The organism is Pantoea eucalypti, from assembly GCF_009646115.1.
GTDB classification, from domain to species: domain Bacteria; phylum Pseudomonadota; class Gammaproteobacteria; order Enterobacterales; family Enterobacteriaceae; genus Pantoea; species Pantoea eucalypti.
This window is the reverse complement of sequence record NZ_CP045720.1, coordinates 137,940-152,502: the sequence shown is the minus strand read 5'-3', so window position 1 is coordinate 152,502 and position 14,563 is coordinate 137,940. Positions and strand designations below refer to the sequence as shown.

Here is a 14,563-nt window from a genome sequence, read left to right as displayed (position 1 = left end):
TTGTTTTAATTCCAGTTCAGTATCACCTTTCCCGAACGTCCTGAACGCATCTCATCAAAGCCCTGCTGGAAATCGTCAATGCCAAAACGATGGGTGATTACAGGCGTTAAATCGAGGCCGGACTGGATCAGTGCTGCCATCTTGTACCAGGTTTCAAACATTTCGCGGCCATAAATTCCCTTGATAAAAAGCCCTTTGAAGATCACCTGATTCCAGTCGATCGCCATCTCCCCCGGCGGAATGCCCAGCAATGCAATCCGCCCGCCGTGGTTCATCACCTCCAGCAGGCTACGAAACGCAGGCGGTGCACCGGACATTTCGAGCCCGACATCAAACCCTTCCGTCATACCCAGCGAATGCATCACATCCCGCAAGTTCTCATTCGCCACATTGACCGCACGCGTGACACCCATTTTCCGCGCCAGCTCCAGGCGGTACTCATTGATGTCCGTGATCACAACGTTACGTGCGCCGACATGGCGACAGACCGCTGCAGCCATAATGCCAATTGGGCCTGCGCCGGAGATCAGCACATCCTCGCCGACCAGATCAAACGACAGTGCGGTATGTACGGCGTTGCCGAAGGGGTCGAAGATTGCCGCCAGCTCATCAGAAATATTGTCGGGTATTTTGAACGCATTGAAGGCCGGAATGACCAGATATTCCGCGAAGCACCCCTGGCGGTTAACGCCCACGCCCATCGTATTCCGGCATAGATGCGTGCGTCCAGCGCGGCAGTTGCGGCAGTGCCCACAGGTGATATGCCCCTCACCTGAGACCCGATCGCCAATCGTAAAGCCTTTCACTTCCTGTCCTATCGCAACCACCTCACCCACATATTCATGACCGACAATCATCGGTACCGGGATGGTTTTGCGTGACCAGTCATCCCAGTTATAGATATGGACATCGGTGCCGCAGATGGCGGTTTTACGAATTTTAATCAGCAGATCATTATGACCGGGCTCAGGAACCGGCGCATCGGTCACCATCCAGATGCCCTCTTCCTTCTTCAGTTTGGCGAGTGCTTTCATGACGGACTCCTCAGGCGATGACGCCCAGTTGTTTGCCGATGCGGGTAAAGGCCGCCACCGCACGCTCCAGTTGTTGCTGGGTGTGCGCAGCAGAGATTTGGGTGCGAATGCGTGCCTGACCTTTTGGTACCACAGGATAGAAGAAACCGGTCACGTAGATACCTTCCTGCTGCAGCAGATGGGCAAACTGCTGGGCGACGCTGGCTTCTCCCAGCATCACCGGAATAATGGCGTGGTCGGCACCGGCCAGCGTAAAGCCCGCGGCCGTCATCTGCTCCCGGAAGTAACGGGCGTTATCCCACAGACGCTGACGCAGCCCATCGCCTTCGCTGAGCAGATCCAGCACCCGCAGCGAGGCAGCTACAATAGCCGGGGCAAGTGAGTTGGAGAACAGATAAGGACGGGAGCGCTGACGCAGCCACTCCACTACTTCAGCTTTTGCTGCAGTGTAGCCTCCGGACGCGCCGCCCAGCGCTTTACCCAGCGTGCCGGTAATGATGTCGACCCGACCCATGACGTCGCAATATTCATGGGTTCCGCGTCCGGCATTCCCGACAAAGCCCACCGCATGGGAGTCATCCACCATCACCAGCGCGGAGAACTCATCTGCCAGATCGCAGATGGCGGGCAAATTCGCAATCACCCCATCCATAGAGAAGACGCCATCAGTTGCGATCAAAATATGACGGGCACCTTTATCGCGCGCTTCCTGCAGACAGGCGCGCAACTGCACCATGTCATTATTGGCATAGCGATATCGCTGCGCTTTGCACAGCCGGACGCCATCAATAATGGAGGCGTGATTCAGCGCGTCGGAAATTATTGCATCCTGGGCATCAAGCAGGGTTTCAAACAGGCCACCGTTGGCATCGAAACAGGAGGAGTAAAGAATGGCATCCTCCATGCCCAGAAAGTCTGCCAGCCGCTTTTCCAGCTGCTTATGACTATCCTGGGTGCCGCAGATAAAGCGCACCGACGCCATGCCAAAACCATGCGAATCCATCCCCGCTTTCGCCGCCTGAATCAGCGCCGGATGGTTCGCCAGACCTAAATAGTTATTGGCGCAGAAGTTAATCACTGCCGGATCGCTGCCCACTGCGATCTCCGTCTGCTGGGCAGAGGTGATGATCCGCTCCTGTTTAAACAGTCCTTCCTGACGTGCATCATCAAGTTGCTGACGAAGTTGTTGATAAAATTGCGCAGGCATCATTGCTCTCCTCAGATGGCAAAAATCTGGCATATCTTACTGAACAGGCCGCTTCTTCACGATAAATCGCCCAACAGAATGTCATTTTTGCAGCATAGTTCACGCCGCGCGGATGTACACACAAAGCGTTACAGAGTCATCTGGCTGTCTGCACCCTGATGAAATGTTATGATGTGAGGTATTCGTGTGTGAAACCTCCTGTTTCACCCCACAACGTTAAAGGTAACAACATGATTATCGTAACTGGCGGCGCAGGAATGATTGGCAGCAACATCGTCAAAGCGCTGAACGATCGCGGTCACACCGACATTCTGGTGGTGGATAATCTGAAGGATGGCACCAAGTTTGCCAATTTAGTCGACCTGGATATCGTCGATTACATGGACAAAGAAGAGTTCCTGATGAGCGTAATGGCGGGCGATGATTTAGGCCCGATCGAAGCGGTATTCCATCAGGGTGCCTGCTCCTCCACCACTGAGTGGGATGGCAAGTACATGATGGAAAACAACTATCAGTACTCTAAAGAGTTGCTTCACTTCTGTCTTGAGCGCGAGATCCCGTTCCTCTACGCCTCTTCTGCAGCGACCTACGGCGGACGCAACGAGAATTTCATTGAAGAGCGCCAGTATGAGCAGCCGCTGAATGTCTACGGCTACTCCAAAATGCTGTTCGACCACTATGTCCGCCAGATGCTGCCGGAAGCGAATTCGCCGGTGTGCGGCTTCCGCTATTTCAACGTCTACGGACCGCGTGAAGGCCATAAAGGCAGCATGGCAAGTGTGGCTTTCCATCTGAACACGCAGATCAGCAACGATGAAAATCCAAAACTGTTTGAAGGCAGTGACGGCTTTAAACGTGACTTCATTCACGTTGATGATGTGGCGGAAGTGAACCTGTGGTGCTGGGAAAATGGCGTCTCCGGAATTTACAACTGTGGCACAGGCCGCGCCGAATCCTTCCAGGAAGTGGCTGATGCGGTCCTGAAATTCCATCAGAAAGGCCAGATCGAGTACATTCCGTTCCCGGAAAAACTCAAAGGACGTTATCAGGCTTATACCCAGGCCGATCTCACTAAGCTACGCGCCGCGGGTTACGACAAGCCATTTAAAACAGTGGCCCAGGGCGTTGCTGACTATATGGTCTGGCTGAACCGCAACGCATAAAGGAAGCTGCTCCGGCGATGAAAATTCTGGTAATCGGCCCGTCATGGGTCGGCGATATGATGATGTCGCAAAGTCTCTATCGCACACTCAAAGCCGAACATCCGGATGCAGTGATTGACGTGATGGCGCCTGCGTGGTGCCGTCCGTTGCTGTCACGCATGCCGGAGGTGAATCAGGCGCTGGCGATGCCGCTAGGGCATGGCGCACTGGAAATTGGTGAGCGTCGCCGTCTGGGAAAAGTGCTGCGCGCCAGTCACTACGACCGTGCTTATGTGCTGCCTAACTCCTTTAAGTCGGCGCTGGTCCCCTTCTTCGCCGGAATAAAACGCCGCGTCGGCTGGCGCGGTGAAATGCGTTATGGCCTGCTGAACGATTTGCGGGTGCTGGATAAAGCCGCCTTTCCGCTGATGGTTGAGCGCTACGTTGCGCTGGGCTACGACACGCCTGTTGCCTCGGCGGCGCAACTGCCACAGCCGCTGTTATGGCCGAAATTGCAGGTTGAAGAGCAGGAAAAGATTGAAACGGCTGCACAGTTTCAGCTTGCGGCGACCCGTCCGATTATCGGTTTTTGTCCGGGCGCTGAATTTGGTCCGGCCAAACGCTGGCCACACTATCATTACGCCACGCTGGCGAGCCAGTTGATTGCTGACGGCTTCCAGATCGTGCTGTTCGGCTCTGCTAAAGATCGCCCGACAGGTGAAGAGATTATCGCTGCGCTGCCTGAAGCGGCGCGCGGCCATTGCCGTAATCTGGCAGGCGAAACCCAGCTGGAACAGGCGGTCATTCTGCTGGCGCAATGCCGTGCTGTGGTCAGCAACGACTCCGGACTGATGCATATTGCCGCGGCGCTGGATCGTCCACTCGTCGCGCTCTATGGCCCCAGCAGCCCTGACTTCACGCCGCCGCTGGCACGTCAGGCGCGCATTATTCGCCTGATTACTGGCTATCACAAAGTGCGCAAAGGCGATGCCGAACAGGGTTATCACCAGAGCCTGATCGATATCCAGCCTGAGCGCGTACATCAGACGCTGAGCGAACTGCTCGTGCCACAGGAGGTGCCATGCACGTCCTGATTGTTAAAACCTCTTCCATGGGCGATGTTCTGCATTCGCTCCCTGCTCTGACCGATGCAATGCATGCTATTCCCGGCATCCGTTTCGACTGGGTGGTGGAAGAGAATTTTGCGCAGATCCCTGGCTGGCATCCCGCCGTCGATAAGGTGTTACCGGTCGCGATTCGACGCTGGCGCAAACACTGGTTTGGCAGTCAGCAGCGTGAAGAGCGCGTGCAGTTTAAGCGCGAGTTACAGTCACGTGAGTATGATGTTGTGATTGATGCGCAGGGGCTGATCAAGAGTGCCGCACTGGTCACCCGTTTATCGAAAGGGGTGAAGCATGGACAGGACAGCCGCAGCGCGCGTGAGCCGTTTGCCAGCTGGTGGTATGACGTCCGCCATGAGGTGAGTAAACGGCAGCACGCGGTTGAGCGAACGCGCGAACTCTTCGCCAAAAGCCTGGGCTATGAAAAGCCGCAACACCAGGGTGACTACGCAATTGCCGGGCACTTCCTGCATCATCTGCCCGCTGACGCACAGCATTACCTGGTCTTTCTGCATGCTACAACCCGTGACAACAAGCACTGGCCGGAATCACACTGGCGACAGCTGATTGAACTGATGCAGCCGAGCGGTCTGCGGGTGAAACTGCCCTGGGGTGCTGAGCATGAGCATCAACGTGCACTGCGGCTTGCAGAAGGATTCGGACATGTCGATGTGCTGCCTAAGCTGACGCTGGACGCGATAGCCCAGCAGCTGGCAGGCGCGCGGGCGGTGGTCTCGGTAGATACCGGATTGAGCCATCTGACAGCGGCACTGGATCGTCCCAATCTGACGCTGTATGGCCCGACCGATCCCGGCCTGATTGGCGGTTACGGGCAGAACCAACAGGCTCTGAGCGCCCCGAATCATCGTCTGGCGGAGCTGACCGCTGACTCGGTGGCAGAAAAACTGCAGGCCGTTATTACGGAAAACACGCCATGAACTATGTGTTGATCTACCTGCTGCTGCTGCCTTTCCGGGCGATTATGCGGCTGTTCTACCGGCCAACGGGTCGCAGCTTAATCATCCAGACGGCGAAGATCGGTGATTTTATCAATATCACCCCGATGCTGCGCGCGCTGGGTCAGTCTGAGCTGTTGATCAGCAAAGCGGTGGAGCCGCTGGCGCGTCACGATGACACAGTCAGCCGCTATTTTCTGATTGAAGACGCAAAACGCAGCTTTTTTGCCAAACTGAAGCTCGCGTTCACCCTGATGAACCGCTATGACAGCGTTTATCTGGTGCAGCCAAATAGCGTAAACCTGTTCTTTGCCGCGTTATGCAACGCACCGAACAAGCAGTTTCTGCGCACCTATGTGCGTAAGTCCTACCATAAAACCTTCTATCGCAGCGCCAGCGGCATTGTCGACCACGCGAAGAAAGATTTAACGCTCGATAGTTACCTGAAGCTGATTAACCGCGACTATCGCTATACCGATTTTCCCAAACATGCGACCTCGCCACTCTGGCAGCCGCCTGCGCCGCCCGCTGCGCTGCTGAGTCCGCGCAGTGGCATTAAAATAGGCATCAGTATTTCTGCCGGTAATCGGGCCAAGACGATTCCTGCCAGCATCTGGCAGCAGCTGATGGCGTCGCTGTCTGACCTGCCCTGCACCTTTTATGTGTTTGGCCCGCCAGCCGAGCAGCCATGGCTGGATGAGTTACTGAGCCTGACCGGCCCAAAAGAGAATATTGTCAGTCTGATTGGTGAGCTAAAGCTGGAAGAGGTTCCGTGGGCCATTTCGCAGATGGATTTCTACATCTCCTCTGACTCTGGCAATGCCTATATTGCGGATGCGCAGCAGATCCCGGTGATCATGCTTTACGGACCGTGTGAAGTCAGGGAACAGCGTCCGGTCAATAACGTGTTGTTCATCGGACCGGATAATATTGCTGCATCAACGTTCGTTTTTTCCACACGTTTTAAGTTTGATCAGCCGGCTGAAAAATTATTCGGGCTGGATGATGATAAACTGACTAGAATACAAACGTTTATTACTCATAATCTGGAATAGTGAAGCGTAATGGCAATTACCCCTCTTGCTGATGCCGTTCAGCAAAGTCAGCTGCTGGTTAACACGCTTGCTGACACGGATGACAATCCGGTTCACGTTGCGTTTGGCATTAACCACGCCTACGCGCGCGGCCTGGGCATTACGTTGTTTTCACTTCTCAGCCATCATCCCGATACGGCTTTCCACGCCCATATTTTTTCAGACTCACTACGCGACGAGGATGTGGAAAAACTGCGTTCGCTGGCCTCAGGCCATCGTCTGTCCATCACGCTACATATCTTTAATAGTGACTGGGTTGATCAGTTGCCCGCAGTCGGACGCTACCCTAAAAGCATCCACTACCGTTTCCTGATCCCTGAAACCGTGGCGAGCTACAGCGATCGGGTGATCTATATTGATGCAGATACCCTGGTGGTGGGCGATTACTCTCCCCTGTTCACCCTGGATCTCACGGATTACACGCTGGCGGCCTGTAACGACACGCCGCGAGCGCGACAGAATCAGTGCGCGAAGCTCGGGCTGAAGCATCATCACTATTTCAACTCCGGCTTCATGCTGATCAATATTCCCCGCTGGCTCGAAAGGCAGACCACCGCGCGTATTACCGACGTGCTGGTAAAACGGGGCGCAGAGTTTGGTTTTCCCGATCAGGATGCACTGAATATCGTGCTGGAGGATGAAATTCTGATCCTGCCGGACCGCTATAATCAGATTTACGACATCATCGCCAATAAAGTCTGGGACCACTCTACTGTGCCCACTGACACGGTAATGATTCACTACACCGGTAAATGCAAACCCTGGCATACCTGGGCAGGCAGCGACCTTGCACGGCGCTACCACGGCTATTACCAGCGCTCACCCTGGGCTGTACAACCGCTTGATACGCCAAAACATTACAAAGAGATGAAGCGATTCGCCCGCATTAAGTGGCACCAGAAACAGTATGCTGAAAGCATCAGCTGGATGATGAAGTATGTCAGTCTCAAGTTCTTTAAGCAGAGCGAACAGTAGCGCACTCAGGTTTATCAGATTGATTCGGGCGCTGTTATTTCAGCGCCTGACTTTCCCGTCATTTATCCCACCTGCTGTTTGCCACGACCATTTATAAAAAGCCAAATGAACACCGGCATAATAATCTGTTTACCTTTAAGGTCTCATTGCGTAAAAAAAGCGCATATAGCGCATTATTGTCGTCGGGCGTGGTTTTTAGTAAAGCAGGGAAGCCACACCGTTTTATAATCATGCATTCCCTGATTTCATTCTGCTGATTTGGAAATGATTTATGACGAGGCAACGCCCTTTCGCAGTGAATACAACGCCGGTGCAGATATTGTCATGAGTACGTCTCCTCTGCTGAGTATCATTACCCCGATGTATAACGCGGGCAGCATGTTTGATGAGTTCATGCAGGCGCTACTGGCGCAGACGCTAACTGCGCTGGAAATCATAATTGTCGATGACGGTTCCACCGACGGCTCTGGCGAGCGTGCCGACCAGTATGCACAGCAGCATGCTCATATTCGTGTGATTCATCAGGAAAATGGCGGTGTATCGCGTGCCCGCAACGCCGGGCTGGCGATAGCCCGTGGGAAATATGTCACTTTTCCTGATGCGGATGACACCATGCAGCCCGATATGTATCAGACGCTGGTGACGCTGGCGGAAGCGGACAATCTGGATGCGGCACAGTGCAACGCCGAGTGGTTTTTCAAACATAGCCAGCGAGTAAAACCGCTGATTCCGCTGGATCGTTTGCGCAGCACACCGGTGCTGAGTGGGGCCGACTGGCTCAACACCGCGCTGAAAACCCATCGGTATATGCATGTGGTCTGGCTGGGGATCTATCGCCGGGAACTGATTGAGCAGCATCAGTTGCAGTTCGAACCGGGCCTGCATCATCAGGATATTCCCTGGACCACCGAGTTTATGTTGCTGGCAAAACGCGTGCGGTATACCGAAGCCGTACTCTATCGCTACTATATGCATGACGCCTCCATCAGCAATCGCAAACGCACTGGCGAGCGCAACGTTGAATATCAGCGTCACTACCTGAAGATTGCGCGCCTGCTGGAAGAGCTTAACCATCGTTATCGTGACCGCGTGAAGATCTACCCGTCATTTCACTATCAGGTGACCCATGAAGCGCTCAGCGTTTGTCACAGTGTGAGACGCGAGCCTGACCCCCGCGCACGCCAGGCGATCATTGCCGACCTGTTCACAACCCGGACACACCTGCGCATGTTACGTAATGCCAGAGGCATTAAGCAGTGGTATCAGTTGCTGTTATGGCTGGCACGACTCTATCGCTGGCGTAATAAATAACCTTTGAGGCTGGCTTTATCCTAAAAAGGGTTTGCCCTACAATCGGCTCACTGAATTCTGAGAACTCTTGTTTATGGCCAGCCTGATTCCAGCAAACTTCTCTCCAAAAAATATATTACTGATTAAGCTGCGCCACCATGGTGACATGCTGCTCACAACGCCCGCCATCAATGCGCTTCATGAGCGTTATCCGCAGGCCAGCATTGACGTGTTGCTCTATAAAGAGACGCGTCCGATGCTGGAAGCGCATCCGGCTATCCGCCATTTGCACGTCATCGATCGCAAATGGAAGCAGGAGGGCACCTGGCGTAAGCTGGGCCATGAGCGTGCATTAATTCGCGCCGTGCGTGCCGCTCATTATGATCTGGTGATAAATCTGGCCGATCAGTGGCGCGCTGCTCAGATGACGCGGCTCTCTGCGGCACCCGTTCGCATCGGTTTTGCCTATAAAAAACGTGATAACGTGCTGTGGCGATGGTGTCATAACCGGCTGGTCCCGACACATAATCACAGCAAACTGCATACCGTTGAGCAGAATATGTCTGCACTGGCACCTCTCGGCATTAGCAGTGATAACGCACGCGTCTCAATGCACTACAGCGACGCTGACCAGCAAATTGTGCAGGCCAGACTGGCGGAACATCATGTCACCGCACCCTATATTGTGGTGCAGCCGACCTCACGCTGGGGCTTTAAATGCTGGGAAGAGGAGAGCGTTGCCGCCACGCTTGATCAACTGGCGCAGCCGGGCCGCAAAGTGGTGCTTACCGCCGGGCCGGACAAGCAGGAGCTGGCGATGATTAACCGTATCAAGGCGCTCTGTGTATCGCAGGATGTGGTTTCGCTGGCGGGTCAGTTCACGCTGCCGCAACTGGCGGCGCTAATCGATCACGCCCGGCTGTTTATTGGTGTCGACTCCGCACCGATGCACATGGCTGCTGCACTTGAAACCCCCTGTATTGCGCTGTTTGGTCCGACCAAGCTGCAGCACTGGCGGCCATGGGGCGACAACAATCATGTTATCTGGGCGGGCGATTATGGCCCGCTGCCCTCGCCCGATTCTATCGACACCAAAACTGACAAGCGTTATCTCTCGGCCATTCCGGTAAAGGATGTGGTCGCGGCAGCGAGGAGCTACCTGAATGAGTAAGTTACGGCTGGCGATTGTCCGGCAGAAATATCGCCCGGATGGCGGTGCTGAGCGCTTTATCTCACGCGCGCTGGAAGCGCTGGGCAGCGAACAGCTCGATCTCAATATCATTACCCGCAGCTGGCAAGGCACGCCCAATCCTGACTGGCATCTGCATATCTGTAATCCTTCAAAGTTGGGACGGGTATCCCGTGAGCGCGGTTTTGCCCGTGCAGCCCGCGCCTGCTGGGAGCGGGAAAAGTTCGATATTGTGCAAAGCCATGAGCGTATCGCAGGCTGTGACATTTTCCGCGCGGGTGATGGTGTGCATCGCGTCTGGCTGGAACAGCGCGCCCGCATCGTCTCATCATGGCAACGGCTGAGCGCAACGCTTAGTCCCTATCATCGCTATGTGCTGCAGGCGGAAGCCGAAATGTTTACCTCTCCGACGCTAAAAGCGGTGATCTGTAATTCAGAAATGGTAAAGCGCGATATTCTGCGCTGTTTCCCGCTCGACGCCGGAAAAATCCACGTTATTCATAACGCTATCGACGCCAGCCGTTTCCAGCCCGCCACGGAAACAGCTCGTCGCGCGATCCGTCAGCAACTGGGGCTGCCCGATGCCGCTACCGTACTGATTTATGTCGGCTCCGGCTTTGAGCGTAAAGGGCTGAAAACGGCCATACAGGCGCTGGCCGCCAGCGATCGCTATCTGATTGTGGTGGGTCAGGATAAGCAGCTGCAACGTTATCAGCAGTTGGCAAATCAGCTTAACTGTCTGGACCGACTGCGCTTTGTCGGCGTACAGCAGGATGTACAACCCTATTATCACGCGGCGGATGGCCTTCTGCTGCCTACGCTCTACGACCCGTTCCCGAATGTGGTGCTCGAGGCGATGGCCTGCGGCTTGCCCGTGATTACCAGCACCGGCTGTGGTGGCGCAGAATTTATTACCGCTGGTCAAGAAGGCTTTGTCTGCGATGCATTGGATATCAAGGGGTTAAATCAGGCTGTTAATACAATACCGCCACTTTCCCTGGATTCACGAATGGGTGAGGCAGCACGGCGTAAAATTGAACCTTATGGCCCACAACGACTGGCGCAGTCACTGACTTCGCTTTATCAGCAGGTACTGGGTAGCAACTGACAATGTGGGATGAGTGCATGCGGGGTTTCTGATAACATGCCGTCATCTGATTTTAATCTGTTTTTAGACGCGAACCTGCTGTAACGGTAACTATGACGACCATTTACACCGCCTTGCTCTACTTAATTCAGCCACTCATTTGGCTGCGCCTGTGGCTGCGCGGTCGTAAAGCGCCTGCCTATCGCAAACGTTGGGCAGAACGCTATGGCTATTGTGTCGGCAAAGTGAAGCCTGACGGCATTGTGCTGCACTCGGTCTCTGTGGGGGAAACCCTTGCCGCGATCCCGCTGGTGCGCGCACTTCGTCATCGTTACCCGACTCTGCCGATTACCGTTACCACGATGACGCCGACCGGCTCTGAACGAGCGCAATCTGCTTTCGGTAAAGATGTACATCACGTCTATCTGCCTTATGATCTGCCGGGTTCAATTAATCGTTTTCTTGATACGGTCAATCCACGGCTGGTGATCATCATGGAAACCGAGCTATGGCCGAACATTATCCGCATTCTGCACCAGCGTAATATTCCGCTGGTGATTGCCAATGCCCGCCTCTCGGCCCGATCCGCCAAAGGCTACCGCAAGCTGGGTAAGTTTATGCGACGCCTGTTGCAGAGCATTACGCTAATCGCCGCGCAGAACACTGAAGATGGCGACCGCTTCCTGAGCCTGGGCCTGAAACGTTCACAACTGGCCATTACCGGCAGTCTGAAGTTTGATATTTCCGTCACGCCAGAACTGGCCGCCAGAGCGGTGACGCTTCGTCGTCAGTGGGCGCCGCGCAGACCGGTGTGGATAGCCACCAGCACACACGAAGGCGAAGAGGCCATTGTGCTGGATGCTCATCGCCGCCTGCTGCAGACCTTTCCGGATCTGCTACTGATTCTGGTTCCCCGCCATCCCGAGCGCTTCAACGATGCCCGCGAACTGACGCAGGAACGCGGCTTTAGTTTTATCCTGCGCAGCAGCGGCGAGATCCCTTCCGGCTCAACGCAGGTGGTCATCGGCGACTCCATGGGCGAACTGATGCTGCTCTACGGCATTGCCGATCTGGCTCTGGTCGGTGGCAGCCTGGTTGAACGGGGCGGACACAATCCGCTCGAACCTGCTGCCCATGCACTTCCGGTTCTGATGGGGCCCCATATCTGGAACTTCAAAGATATCTGCAGCAAGCTGCAGGAAGGCCAGGGATTGATTACGGTCACCGACGTGATTTCGCTGGAAAAAGAAGTCACTAATCTTTTGCAGGATGATGATTACCGCCGTTATTACGGACGCCATGCGGTAGACGTGTTGCACCAGAACCAGGGTGCGCTCCAGCGTTTGCTACAGTTACTCGAACCGCATCTGCCACCCCGGACTCACTAATGTCATTACGCCAACGTCTTTCCGTAGTGATGATCGCCAAAAATGAAGCGGAACTGCTGCCTGACTGCCTGGCCTCGGTCAGCTGGGCCGATGAAATTATCGTGCTGGACTCTGGCAGCAGGGATGACACCGTCAACATCGCCACCCGGGCCGGGGCGCAGGTCTATCACAGTGATAACTGGCAGGGTTATGGTATCCAGCGCCAGCGCGCGCAGGGCTATGCTACCGGCGACATGATTTTGATGATCGATGCAGATGAGCGCGTTTCACCCGAACTGCGTGCTGCAATTGAGCAGGTGCTGGTTGCCCCACCCAGCCGCACGGTTTATAGCCTGGGCCGCAGCAACCTGTTTCTCGGTCGCTTTATGCGCCACAGTGGCTGGTATCCCGATCGCGTGATGCGCCTCTATCCCCGCACCTTCCGCTACAATGACAATCTGGTGCATGAATCCCTGCAGAGTGACGGCGCGCCGGTAGTGGCATTGCCTGGCGATCTGGAACATCTGACCTGCCGCGATTTAATCGCCTTTCAGCGCAAGCAACTGGCCTATGCTGAAGCCTGGGCCACAGAACGCCATCAGCGCGGTAAGCGCTGCGGCCTCTTTTCTGTATTCAGCCACACGCTGGGCGCATTTGTAAAAACGCTGCTGCTGCGTGCCGGTTTTCTCGACGGCAGGCAGGGCTGGATTCTGGCGGTGGTCAACGCGCAATATACCTTCAATAAATATTCAGCCCTCTGGGCGCTGAATCACGCTTCGGCAAAAGGGCGAGTATGACCACGAAAGCCATCTATCCCGGTACATTTGATCCTGTGACGCTTGGCCATGTCGACATCGTGACGCGGGCAGCACAGATGTTTGACGAGGTTATTCTGGCTGTTGCCGCTAGCCCCAGCAAAAAACCGATGTTTAGTCTGGATGAACGCGTGGCGCTGGCCGGTGAAGTGGTGGCCCATCTGCCTAACGTTGAGGTGGTCGGGTTCAGCGACCTGATGGCGAATTTCGCCCGTGACCAGCAGGCGAACGTGCTGGTTCGTGGATTGCGAGCGGTGTCAGATTTTGAATATGAAATGCAGCTGGCGCAGATGAATCGTCACCTGCTGCCAATACTGGAGAGTGTTTTCCTCATGCCGTCTGAAGGCTTCTCGTTTATCTCATCTTCACTGGTCAAAGAGGTAGCGCGTCACAAAGGCGATGTCAGCGCCTTCCTGCCCGCGCCAGTGCATCAGGCATTGCTGGCTAAACTGGCTTAATGCTGACAGTTCGGGCACCAGTAAGTGCTGCGTTGCCCATGCCTGCCGCTGACAATCGGCGTACCGCATGCCCGACAGGGTTCACCCGCCCGGCCATAGACCTGCAACTGCTGTGCAAAGTAGCCCGGCTTACCGTCTGTCTGTAAGAAGTCACGCAACGTGGTTCCGCCCTGCTCAATCGAACGAAGCAGCACCGCTTTGATGGTATTCACCAGCAGTTCTGATTCGGCCTGAGACAGGCTTCCGGCAGCACGATCGGGAACGATCCCGGCGGTAAACAGTGACTCACTGGCATAAATGTTGCCCACGCCCACCACCACTTTGTTATCCATCAGCCACTGCTTAATGAGCGTCCGCTTGCCGCGTGACTTATCAAACAGGTAAGCCCCATCAAACTGCTCGCTGAGTGGCTCCGGCCCGAGATGGGCCAGCACACTACTGCCCGCCAGATCGCTGCTCCAGAGCCAGGCACCAAAGCGGCGCGGGTCGGTGTAGCGCAGCACTTTGCCGTTGCTCATCACTAAATCAACATGATCATGCTTCGCTGCTGGCAACTCTTCTGACAGCACGCGCAGACTGCCGGACATGCCAAGGTGGATAATAATCCAGCCATGCGGCAGCTCCAGCAGCAGATATTTCGCCCGGCGCTGCACGCTGAGAACCGGCTGATCGCTCAGCGCCAGGATCTCCTGCGAAACGGGCCAGCGCAAACGTGAATTACGCACCACGGCGTGAAGGATGGTTTCACCGACCAAATGCGGTTCGATACCGCGGCGGCTGGTTTCAACCTCTGGCAACTCTGGCATAGCCTCTCCTCAGCGTTTTACA

14 protein-coding genes are annotated in these 14,563 nt (G+C 55.1%); 11 read left to right on the top strand and 3 right to left on the bottom strand.

Annotated elements, in window-relative coordinates; translation table 11 throughout:
- Positions 1–5: 5 nt before the first annotated feature.
- A complete protein-coding gene (gene tdh, locus EE896_RS00700; RefSeq protein WP_008926947.1) occupies positions 6–1,034 on the bottom strand; it encodes an L-threonine 3-dehydrogenase in 1,029 nt (342 codons plus the stop codon).
- A 10-nt stretch (positions 1,035–1,044) separates the two neighbouring features.
- The gene (locus tag EE896_RS00695) at positions 1,045–2,241 is read right to left on the bottom strand and encodes a glycine C-acetyltransferase (protein ID WP_008926948.1); all 1,197 of its coding nucleotides are present in this window, start codon (positions 2,239–2,241) and stop codon (positions 1,045–1,047) included.
- Between the two features lie 230 nt (positions 2,242–2,471).
- On the opposite strand from EE896_RS00695, the gene rfaD reads away from it, so the two are divergent.
- From rfaD to coaD, 11 genes are all read left to right on the top strand, one after another.
- Positions 2,472–3,404: an ADP-glyceromanno-heptose 6-epimerase gene (rfaD, locus tag EE896_RS00690; RefSeq protein WP_010258257.1), complete on the top strand. Its 933-nt coding sequence runs from the start codon at positions 2,472–2,474 to the stop codon at positions 3,402–3,404.
- A 17-nt stretch (positions 3,405–3,421) separates the two neighbouring features.
- Entirely contained in the window at positions 3,422–4,477 is a 1,056-nt protein-coding gene (gene rfaF, locus EE896_RS00685; RefSeq protein WP_003851300.1) for an ADP-heptose--LPS heptosyltransferase RfaF, read from the top strand.
- A complete protein-coding gene (rfaC, locus tag EE896_RS00680; RefSeq protein WP_003851302.1) occupies positions 4,465–5,442 on the top strand; it encodes a lipopolysaccharide heptosyltransferase RfaC in 978 nt (325 codons plus the stop codon). Before rfaF ends, rfaC begins: the two co-directional genes overlap by 13 nt.
- Positions 5,439–6,515, top strand: a complete 1,077-nt coding sequence (locus tag EE896_RS00675) for a glycosyltransferase family 9 protein (protein ID WP_140916498.1) — start codon at positions 5,439–5,441, stop codon at positions 6,513–6,515. Before rfaC ends, EE896_RS00675 begins: the two co-directional genes overlap by 4 nt.
- Before the next feature lie 9 nt (positions 6,516–6,524).
- Positions 6,525–7,529, top strand: a complete 1,005-nt coding sequence (locus tag EE896_RS00670) for a glycosyltransferase family 8 protein (protein ID WP_140916499.1) — start codon at positions 6,525–6,527, stop codon at positions 7,527–7,529.
- A gap of 264 nt (positions 7,530–7,793) precedes the next feature.
- Positions 7,794–8,840, top strand: coding sequence for a glycosyltransferase (locus tag EE896_RS00665; protein WP_003851308.1), 1,047 nt, complete (start codon positions 7,794–7,796; stop codon positions 8,838–8,840).
- Positions 8,841–8,913: 73 nt separating this feature from the next.
- The gene (rfaQ, locus tag EE896_RS00660) at positions 8,914–9,990 is read left to right on the top strand and encodes a putative lipopolysaccharide heptosyltransferase III (protein ID WP_140916500.1); all 1,077 of its coding nucleotides are present in this window, start codon (positions 8,914–8,916) and stop codon (positions 9,988–9,990) included.
- Positions 9,983–11,116 (top strand): glycosyltransferase family 4 protein, encoded by a 1,134-nt coding sequence (locus tag EE896_RS00655; protein ID WP_140916501.1) that lies wholly within the window; start codon positions 9,983–9,985, stop codon positions 11,114–11,116. The genes rfaQ and EE896_RS00655 overlap by 8 nt, the downstream gene beginning before the upstream one ends.
- A gap of 92 nt (positions 11,117–11,208) precedes the next feature.
- A complete protein-coding gene (waaA, locus tag EE896_RS00650) occupies positions 11,209–12,483 on the top strand; it encodes a lipid IV(A) 3-deoxy-D-manno-octulosonic acid transferase (protein WP_003851314.1) in 1,275 nt (424 codons plus the stop codon).
- Positions 12,483–13,259, top strand: a complete 777-nt coding sequence (locus EE896_RS00645) for a glycosyltransferase family 2 protein (RefSeq protein ID WP_140916502.1) — start codon at positions 12,483–12,485, stop codon at positions 13,257–13,259. Before waaA ends, EE896_RS00645 begins: the two co-directional genes overlap by 1 nt.
- The gene (gene coaD / locus EE896_RS00640) at positions 13,256–13,735 is read left to right on the top strand and encodes a pantetheine-phosphate adenylyltransferase (RefSeq protein WP_140916503.1); all 480 of its coding nucleotides are present in this window, start codon (positions 13,256–13,258) and stop codon (positions 13,733–13,735) included. Before EE896_RS00645 ends, coaD begins: the two co-directional genes overlap by 4 nt.
- Here the strand turns inward: coaD and mutM are convergent.
- Complete coding sequence (gene mutM, locus EE896_RS00635; RefSeq protein ID WP_003851319.1) at positions 13,732–14,541, bottom strand: bifunctional DNA-formamidopyrimidine glycosylase/DNA-(apurinic or apyrimidinic site) lyase; 810 nt, start codon at positions 14,539–14,541, stop codon at positions 13,732–13,734. The two genes, coaD and mutM, sit on opposite strands and share 4 nt — an antisense overlap.
- Positions 14,542–14,563 lie beyond the last annotated feature (22 nt).

Coding starts and splice junctions, on each gene's coding strand:
- waaA (WP_003851314.1), top strand. CDS start 11,209: ATGACGACCATTTACACCGCCTTGCTCTACTTAATTCAGCCACTCATT.
- EE896_RS00645 (WP_140916502.1), top strand. CDS start 12,483: ATGTCATTACGCCAACGTCTTTCCGTAGTGATGATCGCCAAAAATGAA.
- EE896_RS00695 (WP_008926948.1), bottom strand. CDS start 2,241: ATGCCTGCGCAATTTTATCAACAACTTCGTCAGCAACTTGATGATGCA.
- EE896_RS00655 (WP_140916501.1), top strand. CDS start 9,983: ATGAGTAAGTTACGGCTGGCGATTGTCCGGCAGAAATATCGCCCGGAT.
- tdh (WP_008926947.1), bottom strand. CDS start 1,034: ATGAAAGCACTCGCCAAACTGAAGAAGGAAGAGGGCATCTGGATGGTG.
- rfaD (WP_010258257.1), top strand. CDS start 2,472: ATGATTATCGTAACTGGCGGCGCAGGAATGATTGGCAGCAACATCGTC.
- EE896_RS00665 (WP_003851308.1), top strand. CDS start 7,794: ATGATTTATGACGAGGCAACGCCCTTTCGCAGTGAATACAACGCCGGT.
- rfaQ (WP_140916500.1), top strand. CDS start 8,914: ATGGCCAGCCTGATTCCAGCAAACTTCTCTCCAAAAAATATATTACTG.
- coaD (WP_140916503.1), top strand. CDS start 13,256: ATGACCACGAAAGCCATCTATCCCGGTACATTTGATCCTGTGACGCTT.
- rfaF (WP_003851300.1), top strand. CDS start 3,422: ATGAAAATTCTGGTAATCGGCCCGTCATGGGTCGGCGATATGATGATG.
- EE896_RS00675 (WP_140916498.1), top strand. CDS start 5,439: ATGAACTATGTGTTGATCTACCTGCTGCTGCTGCCTTTCCGGGCGATT.
- rfaC (WP_003851302.1), top strand. CDS start 4,465: ATGCACGTCCTGATTGTTAAAACCTCTTCCATGGGCGATGTTCTGCAT.
- EE896_RS00670 (WP_140916499.1), top strand. CDS start 6,525: ATGGCAATTACCCCTCTTGCTGATGCCGTTCAGCAAAGTCAGCTGCTG.
- mutM (WP_003851319.1), bottom strand. CDS start 14,541: ATGCCAGAGTTGCCAGAGGTTGAAACCAGCCGCCGCGGTATCGAACCG.